General features: G+C 66.5%; 32 protein-coding genes. 3 read left to right on the top strand and 29 right to left on the bottom strand.

All coding sequences use genetic code 11. From position 1 onward, the window contains the following. Window positions 1-37 precede the first annotated feature (37 nt). Complete coding sequence (locus WAE60_RS15740) at window positions 38-469, top strand: hypothetical protein (RefSeq protein WP_337687485.1); 432 nt, start codon at window positions 38-40, stop codon at window positions 467-469. Between the two features lies 1 nt (window position 470). Here the strand turns inward: WAE60_RS15740 and WAE60_RS15745 are convergent, their stop codons facing one another. After that, the gene (locus WAE60_RS15745; RefSeq protein ID WP_337687486.1) at window positions 471-1,721 is read right to left on the bottom strand and encodes an ectonucleotide pyrophosphatase/phosphodiesterase; all 1,251 of its coding nucleotides are present in this window, start codon (window positions 1,719-1,721) and stop codon (window positions 471-473) included. Between the two features lie 172 nt (window positions 1,722-1,893). Here WAE60_RS15745 and WAE60_RS15750 point away from each other — a divergent pair, with 172 nt between their 5' ends. After that, window positions 1,894-2,799, top strand: a complete 906-nt coding sequence (locus WAE60_RS15750) for an ABC transporter ATP-binding protein (protein WP_029912349.1) — start codon at window positions 1,894-1,896, stop codon at window positions 2,797-2,799. Then, entirely contained in the window at window positions 2,789-3,604 is an 816-nt protein-coding gene (locus WAE60_RS15755) for an ABC transporter permease (protein ID WP_337687487.1), read from the top strand. The genes WAE60_RS15750 and WAE60_RS15755 overlap by 11 nt, the downstream gene beginning before the upstream one ends. A 12-nt stretch (window positions 3,605-3,616) precedes the next feature. On the opposite strand, the gene WAE60_RS15760 is transcribed toward WAE60_RS15755, so the two are convergent. The 28 genes from WAE60_RS15760 to rpsJ form a co-directional block, all read right to left on the bottom strand. Continuing rightward, window positions 3,617-5,419: a methyl-accepting chemotaxis protein gene (locus WAE60_RS15760; protein WP_337687488.1), complete on the bottom strand. Its 1,803-nt coding sequence runs from the start codon at window positions 5,417-5,419 to the stop codon at window positions 3,617-3,619. Window positions 5,420-5,587: 168 nt separating this feature from the next. Then, the gene (gene rplQ / locus WAE60_RS15765) at window positions 5,588-6,001 is read right to left on the bottom strand and encodes a 50S ribosomal protein L17 (RefSeq protein WP_026176397.1); all 414 of its coding nucleotides are present in this window, start codon (window positions 5,999-6,001) and stop codon (window positions 5,588-5,590) included. A gap of 189 nt (window positions 6,002-6,190) precedes the next feature. After that, entirely contained in the window at window positions 6,191-7,207 is a 1,017-nt protein-coding gene (locus WAE60_RS15770) for a DNA-directed RNA polymerase subunit alpha (RefSeq protein WP_018061159.1), read from the bottom strand. Between the two features lie 75 nt (window positions 7,208-7,282). After that, window positions 7,283-7,672, bottom strand: coding sequence for a 30S ribosomal protein S11 (rpsK, locus tag WAE60_RS15775; protein WP_010919150.1), 390 nt, complete (start codon window positions 7,670-7,672; stop codon window positions 7,283-7,285). Between the two features lie 13 nt (window positions 7,673-7,685). Further along, on the bottom strand, window positions 7,686-8,054 hold the full coding sequence (rpsM, locus tag WAE60_RS15780; RefSeq protein WP_029912335.1) for a 30S ribosomal protein S13: 369 nt from the start codon (window positions 8,052-8,054) through the stop codon (window positions 7,686-7,688). A 174-nt stretch (window positions 8,055-8,228) separates the two neighbouring features. Continuing rightward, on the bottom strand, window positions 8,229-8,798 hold the full coding sequence (locus WAE60_RS15785) for an adenylate kinase (protein ID WP_337687489.1): 570 nt from the start codon (window positions 8,796-8,798) through the stop codon (window positions 8,229-8,231). A gap of 134 nt (window positions 8,799-8,932) precedes the next feature. Next, complete coding sequence (gene secY / locus WAE60_RS15790) at window positions 8,933-10,291, bottom strand: preprotein translocase subunit SecY (protein ID WP_029912331.1); 1,359 nt, start codon at window positions 10,289-10,291, stop codon at window positions 8,933-8,935. Between the two features lie 271 nt (window positions 10,292-10,562). Next, window positions 10,563-11,048 carry a 50S ribosomal protein L15 gene (rplO, locus tag WAE60_RS15795; RefSeq protein WP_029912329.1) on the bottom strand — a complete coding sequence of 162 codons (486 nt, stop codon included), beginning with the start codon at window positions 11,046-11,048 and terminating at the stop codon, window positions 10,563-10,565. 126 nt (window positions 11,049-11,174) lie between these two features. Continuing rightward, window positions 11,175-11,360: a 50S ribosomal protein L30 gene (gene rpmD, locus WAE60_RS15800; RefSeq protein WP_029912327.1), complete on the bottom strand. Its 186-nt coding sequence runs from the start codon at window positions 11,358-11,360 to the stop codon at window positions 11,175-11,177. Between the two features lie 3 nt (window positions 11,361-11,363). Next, window positions 11,364-11,969, bottom strand: coding sequence for a 30S ribosomal protein S5 (rpsE, locus tag WAE60_RS15805; RefSeq protein ID WP_018113050.1), 606 nt, complete (start codon window positions 11,967-11,969; stop codon window positions 11,364-11,366). A gap of 10 nt (window positions 11,970-11,979) precedes the next feature. Continuing rightward, on the bottom strand, window positions 11,980-12,336 hold the full coding sequence (rplR, locus tag WAE60_RS15810) for a 50S ribosomal protein L18 (protein WP_029912325.1): 357 nt from the start codon (window positions 12,334-12,336) through the stop codon (window positions 11,980-11,982). A 3-nt stretch (window positions 12,337-12,339) separates the two neighbouring features. After that, window positions 12,340-12,873, bottom strand: a complete 534-nt coding sequence (rplF, locus tag WAE60_RS15815) for a 50S ribosomal protein L6 (protein ID WP_029912324.1) — start codon at window positions 12,871-12,873, stop codon at window positions 12,340-12,342. Between the two features lie 18 nt (window positions 12,874-12,891). After that, window positions 12,892-13,290, bottom strand: a complete 399-nt coding sequence (gene rpsH, locus WAE60_RS15820) for a 30S ribosomal protein S8 (RefSeq protein WP_007662733.1) — start codon at window positions 13,288-13,290, stop codon at window positions 12,892-12,894. Between the two features lie 10 nt (window positions 13,291-13,300). Then, complete coding sequence (rpsN, locus tag WAE60_RS15825; protein ID WP_029912321.1) at window positions 13,301-13,606, bottom strand: 30S ribosomal protein S14; 306 nt, start codon at window positions 13,604-13,606, stop codon at window positions 13,301-13,303. Window positions 13,607-13,627: 21 nt separating this feature from the next. Next, window positions 13,628-14,185, bottom strand: coding sequence for a 50S ribosomal protein L5 (gene rplE / locus WAE60_RS15830; protein ID WP_029912318.1), 558 nt, complete (start codon window positions 14,183-14,185; stop codon window positions 13,628-13,630). Next, window positions 14,178-14,492: a 50S ribosomal protein L24 gene (gene rplX, locus WAE60_RS15835; RefSeq protein WP_029912315.1), complete on the bottom strand. Its 315-nt coding sequence runs from the start codon at window positions 14,490-14,492 to the stop codon at window positions 14,178-14,180. Before rplX ends, rplE begins: the two co-directional genes overlap by 8 nt. Further along, the gene (rplN, locus tag WAE60_RS15840; protein ID WP_007662742.1) at window positions 14,492-14,860 is read right to left on the bottom strand and encodes a 50S ribosomal protein L14; all 369 of its coding nucleotides are present in this window, start codon (window positions 14,858-14,860) and stop codon (window positions 14,492-14,494) included. The genes rplX and rplN overlap by 1 nt, the downstream gene beginning before the upstream one ends. Before the next feature lie 17 nt (window positions 14,861-14,877). Further along, on the bottom strand, window positions 14,878-15,117 hold the full coding sequence (rpsQ, locus tag WAE60_RS15845) for a 30S ribosomal protein S17 (protein WP_029912307.1): 240 nt from the start codon (window positions 15,115-15,117) through the stop codon (window positions 14,878-14,880). A gap of 10 nt (window positions 15,118-15,127) precedes the next feature. After that, window positions 15,128-15,322, bottom strand: a complete 195-nt coding sequence (gene rpmC / locus WAE60_RS15850; RefSeq protein ID WP_029912302.1) for a 50S ribosomal protein L29 — start codon at window positions 15,320-15,322, stop codon at window positions 15,128-15,130. Continuing rightward, complete coding sequence (gene rplP / locus WAE60_RS15855; protein ID WP_012285672.1) at window positions 15,319-15,759, bottom strand: 50S ribosomal protein L16; 441 nt, start codon at window positions 15,757-15,759, stop codon at window positions 15,319-15,321. Before rplP ends, rpmC begins: the two co-directional genes overlap by 4 nt. Before the next feature lie 12 nt (window positions 15,760-15,771). Next, window positions 15,772-16,521, bottom strand: a complete 750-nt coding sequence (rpsC, locus tag WAE60_RS15860; protein ID WP_028041108.1) for a 30S ribosomal protein S3 — start codon at window positions 16,519-16,521, stop codon at window positions 15,772-15,774. Then, complete coding sequence (rplV, locus tag WAE60_RS15865; protein ID WP_012285670.1) at window positions 16,521-16,901, bottom strand: 50S ribosomal protein L22; 381 nt, start codon at window positions 16,899-16,901, stop codon at window positions 16,521-16,523. Before rplV ends, rpsC begins: the two co-directional genes overlap by 1 nt. A gap of 3 nt (window positions 16,902-16,904) precedes the next feature. Beyond that, window positions 16,905-17,183, bottom strand: coding sequence for a 30S ribosomal protein S19 (gene rpsS, locus WAE60_RS15870; protein WP_029912294.1), 279 nt, complete (start codon window positions 17,181-17,183; stop codon window positions 16,905-16,907). 3 nt (window positions 17,184-17,186) lie between these two features. Further along, window positions 17,187-18,023, bottom strand: coding sequence for a 50S ribosomal protein L2 (gene rplB, locus WAE60_RS15875; protein WP_029912291.1), 837 nt, complete (start codon window positions 18,021-18,023; stop codon window positions 17,187-17,189). 3 nt (window positions 18,024-18,026) lie between these two features. After that, complete coding sequence (locus WAE60_RS15880) at window positions 18,027-18,323, bottom strand: 50S ribosomal protein L23 (RefSeq protein ID WP_029912290.1); 297 nt, start codon at window positions 18,321-18,323, stop codon at window positions 18,027-18,029. Beyond that, complete coding sequence (gene rplD, locus WAE60_RS15885) at window positions 18,323-18,961, bottom strand: 50S ribosomal protein L4 (RefSeq protein ID WP_337687490.1); 639 nt, start codon at window positions 18,959-18,961, stop codon at window positions 18,323-18,325. Before rplD ends, WAE60_RS15880 begins: the two co-directional genes overlap by 1 nt. Beyond that, a complete protein-coding gene (gene rplC / locus WAE60_RS15890) occupies window positions 18,961-19,728 on the bottom strand; it encodes a 50S ribosomal protein L3 (RefSeq protein WP_337687491.1) in 768 nt (255 codons plus the stop codon). Before rplC ends, rplD begins: the two co-directional genes overlap by 1 nt. Before the next feature lie 14 nt (window positions 19,729-19,742). Then, window positions 19,743-20,051, bottom strand: a complete 309-nt coding sequence (rpsJ, locus tag WAE60_RS15895) for a 30S ribosomal protein S10 (RefSeq protein ID WP_004616952.1) — start codon at window positions 20,049-20,051, stop codon at window positions 19,743-19,745. Window positions 20,052-20,312 lie beyond the last annotated feature (261 nt).

The following is a 20,312-nucleotide window of genomic DNA, read 5'->3' on the forward strand; positions in this document are numbered from 1 at the left end:
AAATCCGCCGCCGTTCAGCCGAAGGTTGAGGTTCTTGATGGAGCCGCCGATGATGCCGCCTGTTACGCCCGCGCCAGTCCAGCCCGCGCCCGCCGCCTGCGTCCACCGAGACGGTGTCCAGGCTGTGTCGTTCGACGCGCTCCCGGCCGCCATTCGCGCGAACCTGCGCGTCCTCGCACCGGAATTGTCGCCAGCCGGCGGACCGTTCAACGCCAGCGACGTGGGCGCGGGGCCAAGCACGCGCTTTATCGGCGCCGTGCGCAACCGGGACGCCTATGTCGTGGTCTACGAGCACGGCGGACGCGGCTATCACGTCGATCTATTGACCTACAGCGCCAACATCGCCGACGACATCTACGCCGCCCCTCTGGCGCGCCATGTGGCCTTCGCCAAGCCCGATTGCGCGGACTTGGACATAACAGTCGGCCTATCCCTTCCCCGAACGCCCTATCGAGGGCCGGACTGGTAGGTCACTTGAGCGCCGCCTTCACCGGCCCCAACGACCCGTCACCCTTGTCGCCCTTGACGCCGATCAGCCGGGCCAGCAACGGATAGACGTCGACATTGTCGAACACCGGCAGCGTCACGCCCGAGCGGAACGCCGGGCCGTGGGCCACGAACACGGCCCGCATGACGGGATCGTACGGGTCGTAGCCGTGAGCCCCGCCGTCGCGCGGATGGTCCTTCCAGCGCTTGGCGATCGTGCTGGCGGTGGCGAAGTACCAGCCGCGCTCGGCCAGGCAGACGATGGGCGGCACGCGCGGATTGGTCCCGTAGGCGTAGCGGGCCGGGATCTTGCCCTTTTCCCAGCAGGTCAGGTGGGCGTGCGGCTTCAGCATCGCCGCCTTCACCTCGGCCTCGAAGCCGGGCAAGGCGCGCACGCCGACGATCGAGCCGGTGCTGACGAACTTGACCTTGGCGGGATCGACCAGGGTGGACACGTCGACCAGGCCGCTCAGCGGCTGGGGCGCCATGCCGTGGTCGGCGACGACGACGATGTTGGTGGCCTCGTAGAGGCCCCTCGCCTTCAGTCCCGCGACCAGCCGGGCGATCGCGGCGTCCACCCGGCGGGCGGCGGCGTTCACCTCCGGCGAGTCCGGGCCGTAGTGGTGGCCTTCGGTGTCGGTGGCGTCGAAATAGAGGGTGGCAAGGCCCAGCGGCGGAGCCTTGGCGTCGATCCACGACAGCACCATGTCGACCCGGTCGTCATAGGCCAGCTTCTCGTCATAGACCTTCCAGTAGGTGGGCCGAACGCCGTCGATCGCCGCCTCGGAACCCGGCCAGAACAGGACGCCGGCGTGGACGCCCTGCTCTTCCGCGCTGACCCAGATCGGCTTGGCCTGATCCCACCAGCGGGCGTCGCCCACGGCCTCGTGGTTGGACATGCTGAAGCTGACGCCCGGGACCTCGTCGGCCTCGAGCGTGTTGTTGACCATGCCGTGGTGGTCGGGCCGCTTGCCGGTGACCAGGGTGTAGTGGTTCGGATAGGTCAGGGACGGGAACGACGGCCGCATGGCGCCGCGCGCGCCGTCGGCGGCCAGGGCGTTCAGGGCCGGCGTGTTGCCCCGGTCCAGGTAGTCGGCCCGGAAGCCGTCCAGCGAGATCAGGATGGTCAGGGCCGGCGGCGGGGCCGACTTGGCCGCCGCCTCGGCGCCGGCGCCCGCGCCGACTCCCAGGGTCAGGACCAGGACCAGAACCATCCAGCGGAAGACGACGACCATCACGCACCTCGAACTTGGGAACCCTGGCTATAGCCCAGTCTTGTGACGGCCCGCCACGCATGACCGCGACTTAACTTGGCGGGACCCGGCCGCCCGGCCATAGTCGCCCGGCCTAGGTCACTTGGCCTTTCAGGGAGTCGCCCCGCATGACCGCCACCGGAAACCGCTCCACATGAGCTTCGCCCTGGAGGCCGAGGGCCTGGTCAAGACCTACGGCGCGGTGCGCGCCCTGGACGGGCTTTCGCTGAGCATTCCCGCCGGCGGCGTGTTCGGCGTGCTGGGTCCCAACGGCGCGGGCAAGAGCACCCTGTTCCGCATCGCCCTGGGCCTGGTGCGGCCCACCGGCGGAACGGCCCGGCTGTTCGGCGCCCCGGCCGGCCAGTCCTCGTCCCTGCGCCGGGCCGGGGCGATGATCGAGACCCCGCGCTATCCGCCCTATCTGACCGCCCGCGAAGTGCTGCGGATGCTGGCGCTGGAAAGCGGCGCCGGCGGATCGGCCGACATCGACTACTGGCTGGAGCGCGTGGGCCTGGGCGGCGCGGCCGACCGCAAGGCCGGCACCTTCTCGGTGGGCATGAAGCAGCGCCTGGGCCTGGCCGCGGCCTTCTTCACCCGCCCCGAGCTGGTGATCCTGGACGAACCGACCAGCGGCATGGACCCGGCCGGCATCCAGGAGATCCGCGCCCTGATCCGCGACCTGGCCGACAAGGAGGGGGTGACCATCATCCTGGCCAGCCACCAGCTGGACGAGGTGCGCCGGGTCTGCGACCGGGTGGCGATCCTGTCCAAGGGCAAGCTGGCCGCCGAGGGCGACGTCGAGGCCCTGACCGGCGGCAAGCCGCGCCTGCGCCTCACCGTCTCGCCGATCGACAAGGCCCTGGCGGTGCTGGGCGACAAGGGCCAGGCGGACGGCGCGAACGCCGTGCTGGCCGACGTGCTGCGCGCCGAGACCCCCGCCCTGATCCGCGCCCTGGTCGAGGCCGGCGTGGAGATCACCGAGGCCCGCTGGCGCGAGGCCGACCTGGAAAGCGCCTATCTGGGCGCGCTCGAACCCAAGGATCTGGTCGATGCTCGCTGACGCCATCGCCGCCGAGCGTTTCCGCCTGTCCCGCGACCGCGCCTCGCTGTTCTGGGGCTTCGCCTTCGCGCCGCTGATCACCATGGCGTTCAGCATCGCGATGGACATGTTCGCCCGGGCGGTCCTCCACCGGACCATCCCCGGCGAGACGACCGACCTGGCCAACCGGGCCATGGGCGCGGTGGCCGGCGCCTCGGGCCCCTTCACCGCCCTGTTCCTGCTGATCGGCGCGGCGGCGATCTTCGCCGGCGACTATCGCTGGGAGACCTGGCGGCTGATCACGCCCCGCAACAGCCGGGTCAACCTGCTGGCGGCCAAGCTGATCGTCTTCGCCGAGGTCGCGGCCTGGAGCCTGCTGCTGACCGCCCTCACCGCCGTGGTGGCGGGGCTGTTCGGAGCGATGGCCAACCACGCCCGCCTGGTCGGACCGCCGGCCGGCCCGGCCTTCATCAGCCAGTACGCCGGCGTGGCGCTGGTGACCTGGCTGGAGGTGCTGCTGGTCGGCGCCCTGGGGGCCCTGATCGGCGTCCTGACCCGTTCGACCATGGGCGCGGTGATTGCTGGGCTGGTGATCGTCTTCGTGCAGTCGACCCTGGCCGCCACCGTGCAGGCCGCGACCTGGAAGAGCCTGCTGATCCCCGCCTTCGCCGGACGGGTCCTCAAGACCTTCGTCATCGCCCCGCCGGAGATGAGGACCGAGGCGGGCCAGGCCGGCCTGGCCCTGGTGTTCCTGCTGGTCTGGCTGGTCGCCCTGACCGGCGGCGCCCTGGCCCTGTTCCGTCGTCAGGACCTGACGAAGGAATAGTCTCGGAGGCCCCTAGGCCGCCGCCCAGGTCCTCTGGTCGACCCCGACCTGGAAGTGCTCGACCTGGGCCTCCAGGCGCACGGCGTCGTCGGCCAGACCGCGGCTGGCGGCGGTGGCCTGCTCGGCCATGGCGGCGTTCTGCTGGATGACCTGGTCCATCTGGCCGACCGCCAGGTCGACCTCGGCCAGGCCCGCGGCCTGCTCGCGGCTGGACTGGGCGATCTCCTCCATCAGCCCGCCAATCACCCCCACCCGCTCGACGATGTCGCCCAGGGCCGCGCCGGCCTCGCCGACCAGGGTCACGCCCGAGCGGACGTGGTCCGACGACTCCGCGATCAGCCCCTTGATCTCCTTGGCCGCTTCGGCCGAGCGCTGGGCCAGGGCCCGCACTTCCTGGGCGACGACGGCGAAGCCGCGACCGGCGTCGCCGGCGCGAGCCGCTTCCACGCCCGCGTTCAGGGCCAGCAGGTTGGTCTGGAAGGCGATCTCGTCGATCACGCCCAGGATCTGCGAGACCTTGGCGGACGAGCTCTCGATCTGGCTCATGGCCTCGGCCGCGCGGCCGACCACCTGGCTGGAGCGGTCGGCGACCGCTCGACTGTCGATCACGGCGGCGTTGGCCTCGCTGGCCCCCTCGGCGGTGCGTTTGACGCTGGCGCTGACCTCGCCCAGGGCCGAGGCCGTCTCGGCCAGGCTGGCGGCCTGCCGCTCGGTGCGGGCCGACAGGTCCTCGATCGCGCCGCTGATCTCGCCGGCGCCGACCCGCAGGCCGCCCGCGCCCTCGACCACCTCGCTCATGGCTGCTTCGAGCCCGGCGATCGCCCGGTTGAAGTCGCCGCGCAGGCCTTCGTAGGCGCCGGGGAAGGCCGTCTCCAGCCGCGCCGTCAGGTCGCCGGCCTTCAGCCGGGCCACGGCCGCGACCAGGGCCTCGACCACCTGCAGGCGGCCGGCCTCCTCGGTGCGCCGTTCGGAGTCGTGACGGGCCTTGGCGGACTCGGTCTCGTCGCGCTCGGCGGCGATGCGGTCCTCGGCCGCCTGCCGCGCGACGATGGCCTCGCGGAACACGGCCACGGAATTGGCCATCTCGCCGATCTCGTCGCCACGGCCGGCGAAGGGCACGGCCCGGTCGTAGTCGCCGGCCGCCAGCCGGCCCATGAAGCCGGTCATGGCCTGGATCGGCTTGACGATCCGCCGGCTCATCAGGGCGATCCCGCCGCCGACGACCAGCAGCAGCACGGCTCCCGCCCCGGCCAGCAGGATGAAGGTCAGGCGGGTCTGCTCGACGGCGCGCGCCTCGACGGCGGCGGCGTCGTGATTGGCCATGACCACCACCTTGTCGATCACGGCGCGGTGCGCCTCGTAGGCCGCGTCGGCCCGGGCCAGGCCCTGGCGGGCGCGGTCCATGTCGCCCGAACGGACGGCGGGGAGGATTTCCTGGTCGATCTCGCGCCAGAACACCATGGCCGGCGCGGACGACTCGTCGACCAGCATCGCGCGCATAGCGGGATCGATCGGCGCGGTTTTCCAGTAGGCGTTACGGGTGTCGTAGTCCTTGCGCAGCGCCGCCAGCTTGTCGGCGGCGGCGTCCACGGTCTCGGGATGGGCCATCAGCTTGGTCGCCACCAGGTCGGCCTCGACCACGTAGAGCGGCGGCGGCAGGATGTCGGCGACGATGTCCTTGTTGTCGACGATCTGGCGGAACAGCGGACCGCCGACCCGCAGGCCCTCGATCGCGAACAGAGCCAGCCCGCCGGCCAGGATCACCCCCGCCGCGAGCGCGCCGCCGAAGCCGCGCATGACGCCGGAGATCTTCATCTCCATCCCCTCCCCCGAGTTCTTAGCGGCGAAGCATGGGGCGACGAGGTGAACAAAACTCTACCGAAGCGGCGACGGGGGCTGATGCAACCTGTCGCACGCGCCTGGACGCAAAAAAAAGGCCCCGGATCGCTCCGGGGCCTTCTCCGTCAGCCGAGGCTGAAAATCTTAGTCTTCCGAGTCGGCGGTGAACACCGGGCCGGAGTCCTTGCCCTTGGCCGAGACGTCGCGGTCGACGAACTCGATGACGGCCAGCGGGGCGTTGTCGCCGTAGCGGAAGCCGGCCTTCAGGACGCGGATGTAACCGCCCTGGCGGTCCTTGTAGCGGGGACCGATGGTGGCGAACAGCTTGCCGACTTGCTCGACGTCGCGGACGGTCGAGATGGCCTGACGACGAGCGTGCAGGTCGCCGCGCTTGGCCAGGGTGACCAGCTTTTCGACGAACGGACGCAGTTCCTTGGCCTTCGGCAGGGTGGTGACGATCTGCTCGTGCTTGATCAGCGAGGCCGACATGTTGGCGAACATGGCGGTGCGGTGAGCGGACGTACGGCCCAGTTTACGGTGAGCTTTACCGTGACGCATTGTGGTCTCTCCTGGGCCTTGGCCCGCTGTAGCGCGATGAAGAAGCGCTGATTGTCACCAATCCCAGCGGCGTCCCTGCCGGGTTCAGAACGAAGCGCCGGGGCCCTCCACCGCTGTTGCGGCTTCAAAAGGCCCAGGCCGCCTCCCGAAAGAGGCGGCCCGGATTAAGCGCGGTACTCTTATACGCTCTTAGATCTGGTCTTCGAACTTCTTGGCCAGGTCTTCGATGTTTTCCGGCGGCCAGTTCGGCACGTCCATGCCCAGGTGCAGGCCCATGCCGGCCAGCACTTCCTTGATCTCGTTCAAGGACTTGCGGCCGAAGTTCGGCGTGCGGAGCATTTCGGCTTCGGTCTTCTGGATCAGGTCGCCGATGTAGACGATGTTGTCGTTCTTCAGGCAGTTGGCCGAGCGGACCGACAGTTCCAGTTCGTCCACCTTCTTCAGCAGGGCCGGGTTGAACGGCAGTTCCGGCTTGGCCTCGTCGGCGGTCTTGGCCTTGGGCTCTTCGAAGGTGATGAAGATCTGCAGCTGGTCTTGCAGGATGCGGGCGGCGTAGGCCACCGCGTCCACCGGCGTCACGGCGCCGTTGGTTTCCACTTCCAGGATCAGCTTGTCGTAGTCCAGCGACTGGCCCTGACGGGTCGGCTCGACGCGATAGGCGACGCGCTTGACCGGCGAGTACAGGGCGTCGACAGCGATCAGGCCGATCGGCGCGTCTTCCGGACGGTTGCGGTCGGCCGGGACGTAGCCCTTGCCGGTGTTGACCGTGAACTCCATGCGCACCGAAGCGCCGTCGTCCAGCGTGCAGAGCACGTGGTCGGGGTTCAGGATCTCGATGTCGGCCGGGGTTTCGATCTGACCCGCGGTCACCGGGCCGGGGCCCGTGGCGCGCAGGGTCATGCGCTTGGGGCCTTCGGCGTGCATGCGCACGGCCAGTTGCTTGATGTTCAGAACGATGTCGACGACGTCTTCGCGGACGCCCTCGAGAGAGGAGAATTCGTGCACCACGCCATCGATCTGGATGGCGGTGACGGCGGCGCCTTGCAGCGAGGAGAGCAGGACGCGGCGGAGAGCGTTGCCGAGCGTCACACCAAAGCCGCGCTCGAGCGGTTCAGCCACGATGCGAGCCTTGCGGGTCGCGTCGGCGCCAGTCTCGATTTGCGGCTTCTCAGGACGGATCAGCTCGTTCCAGTTTCTTTCGATCACGTGGTCGATCCCTTGAACGCGACTCGCCGGCCGCGTTTTGCGCAGCCGGCGAAGGAGAATTGGGTCTTAAAAGTACTAGACGCGACGACGCTTGGGCGGACGGCAACCGTTGTGCGGGATCGGCGTCACGTCGCGGATGGTCGTGATGGTCATGCCGGCGGCCTGGAGGGCGCGCAGGGCCGATTCACGGCCCGAACCCGGACCCGACACGTTGACCTCGAGGGTCTTCACACCGTGCTCGGCGGCCTTCTTGCCCGCGTCTTCCGCAGCCATCTGAGCGGCGTACGGGGTCGACTTGCGCGAGCCCTTGAAGCCCATCATGCCGGCGCTCGACCAGGAGATGGTGTTCCCCTGGGCGTCGGTGATGGTGATCATGGTGTTGTTGAACGAGGCGTTCACGTGCGCCACGCCCGAGGTGATGTTCTTGCGTTCGCGACGTTTAACGCGAGCCGGTTCCTTGGCCATCGGTCAGGCTGCCTTACTTCTTCTTGCCGGCGATCGGCTTGGCCGGACCCTTGCGGGTACGAGCGTTGGTGTGGGTGCGCTGACCGCGGACCGGCAGGCCCTTGCGGTGACGCAGGCCGCGATAGCAGGCCAGGTCCATCAGACGCTTGATGTTCATCGAGTTTTCGCGGCGCAGGTCGCCCTCGACGGTGAAGTCCTTGTCGATCGTTTCGCGGATCGCGAGGACTTCGGCGTCGGTCAGCTGGTTGACCCGGCGAGCGTCGTCGATGCCCACCTTCGTGATGATGTCACGAGCGGACTTCTGGCCAATGCCATGAATGTACTGAAGCGCGATCAAAACGCGCTTGTTCGTCGGGATGTTGACGCCTGCAATACGGGCCACGTCTAATGTTCTCCTAGTCACGCACTAAAGACGCGAACGGCGCGCCCGGCCCGGTCTTGCGACCCAGTCCGGCGCGCACAGATCGCGCCCTTTCGCGGAAGCGCCCCGTTATAGGGATAGTTGCGCGTCCGTCAATGGCGGAATCCGCTCAATCGAGAGGATTCCAACGAAGTCTTAAGCCACGACCGAAAGCGCGGCGTCGATGGAAGCGGCCACGGTTTCCACCGAGGCCATGCCGTCCAGCTCCGTGAGCTTGCCTTGCTCGCGGTAGTACGGGAGCAGCGGCGCGGTCTGGGCGTTGTAGGCGGCCAGGCGCGTCACGAACACTTCCGGATTGTCGTCGGGGCGGCCCTGCTCGGCGAATCGCTTGGAGATCCGTTCGATCAGAGCGGGCTCGTCTACCTTGAGTCGGAGAACCGAGTCGATCTTCTGCCCCCGCTTGGCCAGGATGGCGTCCAGGGCCTGCGCCTGGGGCACGGTGCGCGGGAAGCCGTCGAAGATGGCCCCGCCGGCGGCTTCCGCCTCGGGCAGCCGCTCCTCGATCAGGGCGATGACGATCTCGTCGGTGACCAGCTCGCCGCGATCCAGCACGTCCTTGACCTTCTGGCCCAGCTCGGAGCCCGAGGCGATCGCGGCGCGCAGCATGTCGCCGGTCGACAGCTGGACCATGCCACGCTGCTCGACCAGGCGCTTGGCCTGGGTGCCCTTGCCCGCCGCCGGCGGCCCGAACAGGATCAAGTTCATCAATGCGCTTCCTGCGTTTCCGCGGGTCTGCCGCCCGCGTCCCGCCCAGACCTAGAGTGGGTTCGATAAAAACGGAAGCCGGTTTGTCACAAACCGGCTTCCGCGTTTTGGCCTTCCGTAGGGTCCAGAAGCGCCTAGCGCCCCTTGCCGCCCCGCAGCTTCGACTTCTTGATCAGCCCTTCGTACTGGTGGGCCAGCAGGTGGGACTGGATCTGGGCGACCGTGTCCATGGTCACGGTCACGACGATCAGGATCGAGGTGCCGCCCAGGGTGAACTTGGTCGGGCCCATGCTGTTCATCAGCAGTTCCGGCAGGATGCAGACCGCGGTGATGTAGGCCGCGCCGATCACGGTCAGGCGGGTCAGGACGTAGTCCAGATATTCCGCCGTCCGCTTGCCCGGACGGATGCCCGGCATGAAGCCGCCGTACTTGCGCAGGTTCTCCGCCGTCTCGTCGGGATTGAACACGACCGAGGTGTAGAAGAACGAGAAGAAGATGATCAGGGCCGCGTACAGCACCATGAACAGCGGCTGGCCGTGCTGCAGGGCGCCGACCACGGTCGGCAGCCATTGCAGCCAGTTGGGCAGGTTGGCCGTGGCCAGGAAGCCCATGGCGGTCGTCGGCAGCAGCAGCAGGCTGGAGGCGAAGATCGGCGGGATGACGCCGGCGGTGTTCAGCTTCAGCGGGATGAACGAGGTGTCGCCGCCGATCATCCGGTTGCCCTGCTGGCGCTTGGGATAGTGGACCAGCAGACGGCGCTGCGAACGCTCGACGAAGACGATGAAGAAGATCACGGCCACGGCCAGCACGGCCACGGCGAACAGGGCGAAGCCCGACATCGCGCCGGTCTGGACCTGGGTGAACATCTGCACCACGCCCAGCGGCAGGGCCGAGACGATGCCGGTGAAGATGATCAAGGACACGCCGTTGCCGACGCCGCGGCTGGTGATCTGCTCGCCCAGCCACATCAGGAACAGGGTGCCGCCGGTCAGGGCCACGACCGTGGAGGCGATGAAGAAGCCCGGCGCGATGCCGCCGACCACCATGTTGGCCTGGCTGCTGAGGCCCACGGCGATCGAGAACGACTGCACCACGGCCAGCACGACCGCCAGGTAGCGGGTGTACTGGTTCAGGGTCTTGCGGCCGGCTTCGCCGCCTTCCTTCTTCAGCTTTTCCCACGGCGGATACACCGAGCCCATCAGCTGCACGATGATCGAGGCGCTGATGTAGGGCATCACGTTCAGCGAGAAGATCGCCATGCGCTGCACGGCGCCGCCCGAGAACATGTTGAACATGCCCAGGATGCCCTTCGACTGCTGCGAGAACGCGGCGGCGAAGGCTTCCGGATTGATCCCCGGGATCGGCACATAGGTGCCGAGCCGGTAGACGATCAGGGCGATGAGCGTGAACCAGATGCGCTTGTGAAGTTCGGTGGCCTTCTGGAAGGACCCGAAGTTCATGTTGGCTGCGAGTTGTTCGGCGGCCGAGGCCATTCAAATCCCCACGTCGAGAGCGCGCGCCGCTTCCGCGGCCAGGTCGCGCTCCTAGCATTATGCAGGGCCAGGTCCGGTCGGCGATGAATCGCCGGGGCCGGACAAAGCCCGAGTACGGAGCCGTACATAGGTGAGGCTCGCCGCGATGTCACGGCGAGCCTCGTTATTCTGTCATCCCGGTGGGAAACGGCGGGTCCGGCGGGGTCTCCCCTGCCCTCTCCGCGATCCCGGCGACGGCGCCGATCAGCGCCTCCGGGATGACATTATGGTCTTAGGCTTCGGCTTGCGCCTTGGCCTTCTTGGTCACGGTGACCGAACCACCGGCGGCCTCGACGGCCTTGATGGCGGCTTCCGTGGCCGAGTAGACGGTCAGCTTCAGGGCGGTCTTGATCTCGCCCTTGCCCAGCAGCTTCACGCCGTCCAGTTCGCGACGGATGACGCCGGCGGCCACCAGGGCGGCGGCGTCCAGCTCGGCGCCCTTCTTGAACTTGCCGGCGGCGACGGCCTGCTCCAGGCGCCACAGGTTCACTTCAGCGAACTGCAGGCGGAACGGGTTGTTGAAGCCGCGCTTGGGCATGCGCATGTGCAGCGGCATCTGGCCGCCTTCGAAGCCGGCGATGGCGACGCCCGAGCGCGCCTTCTGGCCCTTCACGCCGCGACCACCGGTCTTGCCCTTGCCCGAGCCCGGGCCGCGGCCGATGCGCATGCGGCCCTTGGTGGAGCCGGGAGCCGGAGCCAGTTCGTTAAGCTTGGTCATATGTGCCTCTCCTTGGAGATCTGCGCCCGGCCGACGGCCGGACTCGGCTTTTGGAAACAAAGAAACTCAAAACGAAAACCACCCCGGTTTTCACCGGGGTGGCGATTTCGACGTCTCGTAGCAGAACTACTCGACGATTTCCAGCAGGTGCTGGACCTTGCGGATCATGCCGCGAACCGAAGGGGTGTCTTCCAGCTCGGACACGCGGCCCAGCTTGTTGAGACCCAGACCGGCGAGCGTGGCGCGCTGGTCCTTTTCGCGACGGATCGGGCTGCCGGTTTGGCGCACCTTGACGGTCTTTGCAGTAGCCATGTCTTAGCCCTCGATGGCGTCCGGAGCCGAGGCTCCGTCGGCGCGGCGGCCGAGAATGTCGCCGACCTTCTTGCCGCGCTTGGCGGCGATCTGGCGGGGCGACGATTGGACCTTCAGGGCCTCGAACGTGGCGCGGACCATGTTGTACGGGTTCGAGGAACCCGTCGACTTGGCCACGACGTCCTGGACGCCCAGGGTTTCGAGAACCGCGCGCATCGGACCGCCGGCGATGACGCCCGTGCCGGGAGGGGCAGCGCGCATCATGACCTTGCCAGCGCCCCAACGGCCGTAGCCGTCGTGGTGCAGGGTGCGCGACTCGCGGAGCGGGACGCGGACCATGGTCTTCTTGGCTTCTTCGGTCGCCTTGCGGATGGCTTCCGGCACTTCACGCGCCTTGCCATGACCGTAGCCGACGCGGCCCTTTTGGTCGCCGACGACCATCAGAGCGGCGAAGCTGAAGCGACGGCCGCCCTTAACGGTGGCGGCGACGCGGTTGATGTGGACGAGCTTTTCGACGATGTCGCTGTCGACCCGCTCCTCGGGGGCGTTGCGGTCGCGACGGTCCCGGCGTTGGCCGCCTTCACCGCGCTGTTGGTCACCACGAGCCATGATGTTTCCCTTAGAAGTTCAGGCCGGCTTCGCGCGCGGCGTCGGCCAGGGCTTTCACCCGTCCGTGGAAGATGTAGCCGCCGCGATCGAAGACGACGTCCTTGACGCCCTTTTCGATGGCGCGTTCGGCGACGAGCTTGCCGACCAGAGCGGCCGCGTCCTTGTCCGCGCCCTTGGTCTTGCCTTCACCCTCGAGGGTGGAGGCCGAGGCCAGGGTCACGCCGCGTTCATCATCGATGATCTGGGCGTAGATGTTCTTGGACGAACGGAAGACCGACAGACGCGGACGGCCGTTGGCCAGCGACTTGAGGCGGGTGCGGGTGCGTTGAGCACGACGCACGGCGGATTCGCGAGGTGTGAGCGCCATGGCTTACTTCTTCTTGCCTTCCTTGCGGCGAACCTTTTCGCCAGCATAGCGCACGCCCTTGCCCTTGTAGGGCTCCGGCGGACGAATGCGGCGGATCTTCGCGGCAATCTCGCCGACCGCCTGCTTGTCAGCGCCGGCGATCTTGATTTCGGTCTGCTTGGGCACCGCGAAGGTGACGCCGGCCGGAGCCGCGACGTCGACTTCGTGGGAGAAACCGAGCTGCAGCGACAGGGCGGTGCCCTTCATCGCGGCCCGGTAACCGACGCCCACCAGCTCGAGGGTTTCCTCGAAGCCCGTGCTGACGCCGTGCACCATGTTGGCCACCAGCGTGCGGGACAGGCCCCACATCGCCTTGGCGCGCGTGGTTTCCGAACGCGGAGTCAGGGTCAGCTCTTCGCCTTCCTGCTTGACTTCGATCTCTTCGGGAACCGTCCAGGAGAGTTGGCCCTTGGGCCCCTTCACCGACACCGTCTGGCCTTCGAGCGTCGTGGTGACGCCCTTGGGGATCGAGACGGCCTTCTTACCGATACGTGACATGCTCTTTCCCTCCCGCGCCTAGTAGACGCGGCAGAGGACTTCGCCGCCGACGTTAGCGTCGCGCGCGGCAGAGTCCGACATGACGCCCTTCGGCGTCGAAAGGATCGAGATGCCCAGGCCGTTTTTGATCGGCTTCAGGTCCTTGATCGACGAATAGACGCGACGGCCAGGCTTGGACACGCGGCTGATCTCGGCGATCACGGGCTCACCGTCAAAATACTTGAGCTCGATCTCGAATTCGGGGAACGCGCCGGGCTTCTCGACCAGCGAGTAGCCGCGGATGTAGCCTTCGTCGGCCAGCACGTCCAGGACGCGGGCGCGCAGCTTGGAAGCCGGCGTCGCGACCTTGGCGCGCTTGCGCGTGGCGGCGTTCTTGATGCGAGCGATCATATCGCTCAGGGGATCGTTCATCGACATCTGATCGTCCTCACCAGCTCGACTTGACGAGGCCGGGGATCTGCCCCTGCGAACCCAGTTCGCGGAGAGCAACCCGGCTCATCTTCAGCTTGCGATAGTAGGCGCGCGGGCGGCCGGTCACTTCGCAGCGGTTGCGAATGCGAACAGCCGACGAGCTGCGCGGAAGCTTCGCGAGCTTCAGGCGGGCTTCGAAGCGTTCTTCCAGCGGCAGGCTTTCGTCGTTGGCGATCGCCTTCAGCGCAGCGCGCTTTTCGGCGTATTGCTTGACGAGGGCCTTGACCGCGAGATTACGGTTAACGGCGCTTTTCTTGGCCATGGTGTGTTTCCCTGCCCGCTCTTAATTGGTGAACGGGAACTGGAATTCCTTCAGGAGAGCCTTGGCTTCCTGATCGGTCTTCGCAGTGGTGCAGACGATGATGTCCATGCCCCAGATCTGTTCGATCTGGTCATAGTTGATTTCCGGGAACACCAGGTGCTCCTTCAGGCCCATGGCGTAGTTGCCACGGCCGTCGAAGCTCTTGCCGTTCAGGCCGCGGAAGTCCTTCACGCGCGGCAGCGCGATCGTGACCAGGCGGTCCAGGAATTCATACATCCGGTCCTTGCGGAGGGTCACCTTGGCGCCGACCACCATGCCTTCGCGCAGCTTGAAGCCGGCGATGGACTTGCGGGCCTTCGTGGCGACCGGCTTCTGGCCGGCGATAGCCATCAGATCCTTCAGCGCGGTCTGGGCCTTCTTGGAGTCGGCCACGGCCTCGCCGATACCCATGTTCAGGACGATCTTGTCCAGCTTGGGGATCTGCATTTCGTTCGTGTAGCTGAACTGCTCCTTCATCGCGGCGCGGATGCGCTCGCGATAAACGGTCTTCAGCCGGGGTTCGTAAGCTTGATCAGCCATTGATCACCTCGCCCGTGGTCTTGGCCACGCGCACCTTCTTGTCGCCTTCGATCTTGAAGCCGACGCGGGTGGGCTTGCCCTTGGAGTCGACCAGCGCGACGTTCGAGACGTGCAGCGCGGCTTCCTTGGTCTTGATGCCGCCTTGCGGTTCGGCTTGGGTCGGCTTGGTGTGGCGTTGAACCAGGTTCACGCCTTGCACCAGGACACGGTTTTCCTTGGGGAGAACCTGGGTCACAGCGCCTTGCTTGCCCTTGTCCTTGCCGGCCAGGACGACGACGCGGTCGCCCTTCTTAATCTTGGCAGCCATTACAGCACCTCGGGGGCGAGGGAGATGATCTTCATGTGGTTCTTGGCGCGCAGTTCGCGGGGAACCGGGCCGAAGATCCGCGTGCCGACCGGCTCGCTCTGCTTGTTGACGATGACCGCGGCGTTCTTGTCGAAACGGATCAGCGACCCGTCCTTACGCTTCATGCCTTGGTTCACGCGAACGACGACGGCGCGGAGCACGTCGCCCTTCTTCACGCGGCCGCGCGGAATGGCTTCCTTCACGGACACGACGATCACGTCACCGACGCTGGCGTAGCGACGACCCGCGCCACCCAGCACCTTGATGCACATGACCCGGCGGGCGCCGGAGTTATCGGCGACTTCCAGGTTAGTTTGCATCTGGATCATGGTTCAAACCTTCCAGATTAAGCAGAAGCCTTGGGAAGGACTTCCCAGGTCTTCAGCTTGGACTTCGGAGCGCACTCGATGATGCGGGCGATTTCGCCCGCCTTGTACGCATTGCTCTCATCGTGCGCGTGATACTTCTTCGACTGACGCACAATCTTCTTCAGCAGCGGGTGAACGATGGTCCGTTCGACCTTTACCACCACGGTCTTGTCGCCCTTATCGGAGACGACAACCCCTTCGAGGATACGCTTGGGCATATCGTTCTCCTTAAGCCGCGGCCTTGGCGCGCAGCACGGTCTTGATGCGGGCGATTTCCTTGCGGATCTCGCCAACGCGGTGGGTCTTTTCCACCTGACCGGTCGCCGCCTGGAAGCGCAGGTTGAACTGCTCTTTCTTCAGGTTGAGCAGCTGCTCGGCGAGCTGGTCGGGGGTCATGCCCCGGATGTCAGCAATCTTGGTCATGCCGCTTCGGCCTCCAGAGCCGCACCGGCGTCGATGCGGGTGACGACGCGGGTGCGGATCGGCAGCTTGGCCGCGCCGAGGCGCAGGGCTTCGCGCGCGATATCGTCCGGCACGCCGTCGATTTCGAACATGATGCGGCCCGGAGCCACGCGAGCGGCCCAGTGGTCCACGGCGCCCTTGCCCTTACCCATCCGGACTTCAGCCGGCTTGCCGGTGACCGGCACGTCCGGGAAGATACGGATCCAGACGCGGCCTTGACGCTTCATCTGGCGGGTGATGGCGCGACGAGCAGCTTCGATCTGGCGAGCCGTGATGCGCTCCGGCTCGACGGCCTTCAGGCCGTACGAACCGAAGTTCAGCAGGGTGCCGCCCTTCGAGGTGCCGTGGATGCGGCCCTTGAACTGCTTGCGATACTTGGTTTTTTTCGGTGACAGCATAGCGCTCTATCCTTAGCCCCGATCGCGACGGCCGCGGTCGCCCCGGTCGGGACGATCGCCGCGCTCGCGTCCACCACCTTCGCCGGCCGGGCCGGATTCAGTGGCGAGACGCTTGTCGAGCGCCATCGGGTCATGCTCCAGCACTTCGCCTTTGAAGATCCAGGTCTTCACGCCGATGATGCCGTAGGTGGTCTTGGCTTCCGCGAAGCCGTAGTCGATGTCGGCGCGCAGCGTGTGGAGCGGCACGCGACCTTCGCGGTACCATTCCATACGAGCGATTTCCGCGCCGCCGAGGCGGCCCGACACGTTGATGCGGATGCCCTTGGCGCCGAGACGGACGGCCGATTGGATCGACCGCTTCATGGCGCGACGGAAGGCGATCCGGCGCTCGAGCTGCTGGGCGATGGACTCGGCCACCAGCTGGGCGTCGGTTTCCGGCTTGCGGATCTCGACGATGTTCAGGTGAACTTCGCCTTCGGTCATCACCGACAGGTCCTTGCGGAGCTTGTCGATGTCGGCGCCCTTCTTGCCGATGATCACGCCCGGACGCGCCGCGTAGATGGTCACGCGGCACTTCTTGTGGGGACGCTCGATGATGATGCGCGAGACGCCGGCTTGATACAGGCGCTTCTTGAGCATCGCACGGACCGCGAGGTCTTGGTGCAGGAGCTTGCCGTACTGCTCGCCGTCGGCGAACCAGCGGCTGTCCCAGGTACGGTTGACGCCGAGCCGCAGCCCGACCGGATTGACTTTCTGACCCATCAGGCGGCCTCACCCAGTTCGCGGACCACGATGGTGATCTCGGAGAACGGCTTTTCAACGCGCGTGGCCCGACCGCGAGCACGCGGCGAGAAGCGCTTCATCACCAGGTTCTTGCCCACATAGGCCTCGGCGACGACCAGCGAGTCGATGTCGAGGTTGTGGTTGTTTTCGGCGTTGGAGATCGCCGAATACAGCGCCTTGCGGACGTCCTGAGCGATACGCTTGTGGCTGAACTCGAGCTCGTTCAGAGCGCGCTGGACGTTCAGGCCACGAATGGACTGAGCGACCAGGTTCAGCTTGCGGGCGCTGGTGCGCAGGGTGCGAACCTTGCACATCGCTTCATTGGCCGGCAGGCGGCGAGGTTGTTTAGCTTGGCTCATGGCCTACTTCCTCTTCGCCTTCTTGTCGGCGGCGTGGCCGGGGAAGTTGCGGGTGGGAGCGAACTCACCGAACTTCATGCCGACCATGTCTTCCGACACGGAGACGGGAACGTGCTTCTGGCCGTTGTGCACGCCGAAGGTCAGACCGACGAATTGCGGCATGATGGTCGAACGGCGCGACCAGGTCTTGATGACGTCCTTGCGGCCCGACGACAGAGCGGCGTCGGCCTTCTTCAGGAGGTACCCGTCGACGAACGGGCCTTTCCAGACGGAGCGGGTCATGGCTTAGCGGCCCTTCTTCGCTTTGTGGCGCGAACGGATGATGAACTTGTCCGTGGCCTTGTTGACACGGGTCTTGGCGCCCTTGGTCGGCTTACCAGCCGGGGTCACCGGGTGGCGACCGCCCGAGGTGCGGCCTTCACCACCGCCGTGGGGGTGGTCGACCGGGTTCATGGCGACGCCGCGGACGTGCGGACGACGGCCCATGTGACGAACGCGCCCGGCCTTGCCGAGGTTTTCGTTCATGTGGTCCGGGTTCGACACGGCGCCGACGGTGGCCATGCAGGTGTCCAGCACCATGCGCAGTTCGCCCGAGTTCAGGCGGATCTGGGCGTAGCCGGCGTCACGACCCACCAGCTGGGCGTAGGCGCCAGCCGAACGCGCGATCTGACCGCCCTTGGCGGGCTTCAGCTCGACGTTGTGGATGATCGTACCGATCGGCAGGGTGCGCAGCGGCGAGGCGTTGCCCGGCTTCACGTCGACCTTGTCGGCGGTGACGACTTCGTCGCCGGCCTTCAGGCGTTGCGGGGCCAGGATGTAGGCCAGCTCGCCGTCCTGATACTTGATCAGGGCGATGAAGGCGGTGCGGTTCGGATCGTACTCGAGGCGGACGACCGTGGCCGTGCCTTGCTTACGACGCTTGAAGTCGACCAGACGGTACAGGCGCTTGGCGCCGCCGCCGCGGAAACGGACCGCGATACGGCCGTTGCCGCCGCGACCGCCCGACTTGGTCAGACCTTCGACCAGCTTCTTTTCCGGGCGGCCCTTGTGGAGCTCGCTGCGGTCGATCAGCACCAGGCCGCGCTGGCCGGGGCTGGTCGGGTTAAAGTGCTTCAAGGCCATGTCTTAGAGCCCCGTCGTGATGTCGATCGACTGGCCGTCGGCCAGGGTCACGATGGCTTTTTTGACGTCGGAACGGCGTCCGACGATGCCACGGAAGCGCTTGGTCTTGCCCTTGGTGACCAGGGTGTTGACCTTGGTGACCTTGACCTTGAACAGCTCTTCGACTGCGGCGGCGATTTCGTCCTTCGACGCATCGGCGGCCACGCGGAAGACGACCTTGTTCTGCTCGCTGAGCAGGGTGGCCTTCTCGGTGATCACCGGCGACAGGATCGTGTCGTAGTGGCGGGCGGTAGCGGCCATTACGCGGCTTCCTTCTCAGCGAAACGCGCCGAGATCGCCTCAATCGCGTCCTTGGTCAGGACGAGCGTTTGGCGACGCAGCACGTCGTAGACGTTCAGGCCGGCGTTCGGCAGCACGTCCACGTTCGGAATGTTGCGGGCGGCGAGCTTGAAGTTCTCGTCCACTTCCGGACCGGCGATGACCAGGGCGTTCTTCAGGCCGATCTTGTCGAAGTTGGCGCGCAGGGCGGCCGTCTTCGGGTCGGTCAGAACGGCGCTGTCCAGCACGACCAGCGCGCCGGCCTTGGCCTTCGAGGACAGGGCGTGGCGCAGAGCCATGGCCCGGATCTTCTTCGGCAGGTCGAAAGCGTGGCTGCGGACGACAGGGCCGTGGGCCTTGGCGCCGCCGACGAACTGGGCCGCACGGCGCGAACCGTGACGGGCCGAGCCGGTGCCCTTTTGCTTGTACATCTTCTTGCCCGTACGAGAGACCTCGTTGCGGACTTGAATCTTGTGGTTGCCCGAGCGGCGCTTGGCCAGCTGCCAGGTCACGACGCGCTGCAGGATGTCGCCGCGGATGTCGGCGATGCCAAAGATGGCGTCGTCGAGATCAACGGAGCCGGCCTTGCCGCCGTCCAGTTTGATGACGTCGAGTTTCATTAGCCTTCGCCCTCTTCGGTCGTCGCCGCGGGGGCTTCCTCAGCGGGGGTTTCAGCGGCGGCGGCCGGAGCCTCGCCAGCCTTGCGGAAGGCGCCCGGACGCGGCAGGTCGGCCGGAGCGGCCTTCTTGATCGCGTCGCGAACCTTGACGTACGAGCCTTCGTGGCCGGGGACGGCGCCCTTGACCAGGATCAGGCCGCGTTCGACGTCGACCTTCCAGACCGTGACGTTCAGGGTGGTGACGGTTTCCTGACCCAGGTGACCAGCCATCTTCTTGCCCGGGAACGTACGACCCGGATCCTGGCGGTTACCGGTCGAGCCGTGCGAACGGTGCGAGACCGAGACGCCGTGGGTGGCGCGCAGACCGCCGAAGTTCCAGCGCTTCATGGCGCCGGCGAAACCCTTACCGACGGTGATGCCTTGGATGTCCACCTTCTGGCCGGGAACGTAGTGGTCGGCGGTGAATTCCGCGCCCACATCGATCAGAGCGGCTTCATCGACGCGGAATTCGGCGACGATGCGCTTGGGCTCGACCGAGTTCTTGGCGAAGTGACCGCGCAGGGCCTTGGAGGTGTTCTTGGGCTTCTTGGCGCCGGCGCCGAGTTGCAGGGCGGTGTAACCGTCCTTTTCCACGGTGCGGTGGCCGGTGACCTGGCAACCATCCAGCGACAGGACGGTGACCGGCACGTGCTGTCCGGTTTCATCGAAGAAGCGGGTCATGCCCAGCTTCTTGGCGATCACGCCAGTACGATTAGCGGGGAGAGTCATCTGTTCGGCCCTCCTTACAGCTTGATTTCGACGTCGACGCCGGCCGACAGGTCGAGCTTCATCAGCGCGTCCACGGTCTGCGGAGTCGGATCAACGATGTCGAGGACACGCTTGTGCGTACGGATCTCGAACTGCTCGCGCGACTTCTTGTCGACGTGCGGCGAGCGGTTGACGGTGAATTTCTCGATAAGCGTGGGCAGGGGGATCGGGCCCCGTACCGTCGCACCCGTGCGCTTGGCCGTGTTCACGATCTCGCGCGTGGAATGATCCAACACGCGGTGATCGAAGGCCTTGAGCCGGATGCGGATGTTCTGACGATCCATATCGCTCGGTTTCCTAGTGGGCTGCGCCCGCGTCTCGAACCATTTCAAAGACCAACCCGGACCCCTCTTTCGAGACATCCGAACGCAGCGTCCGCAAAACAAATTGGCCCGCCCGGTCTCCCGAGAGGGCCTGTGACTGAAAACTGCGCCCCAGAAGGCGCGATCAGCAGTCGTTCGCGAACCGCGTCTGAGCTCGAAAGCTCACAGCCGGTCCAACAGAGGGGGGCTTTTACGTGTGTGAATCGGTTTCGTCAAGCGGTT

The organism is Caulobacter sp. CCG-8 (assembly GCF_037402475.1).
Lineage (GTDB): Bacteria > Pseudomonadota > Alphaproteobacteria > Caulobacterales > Caulobacteraceae > Caulobacter.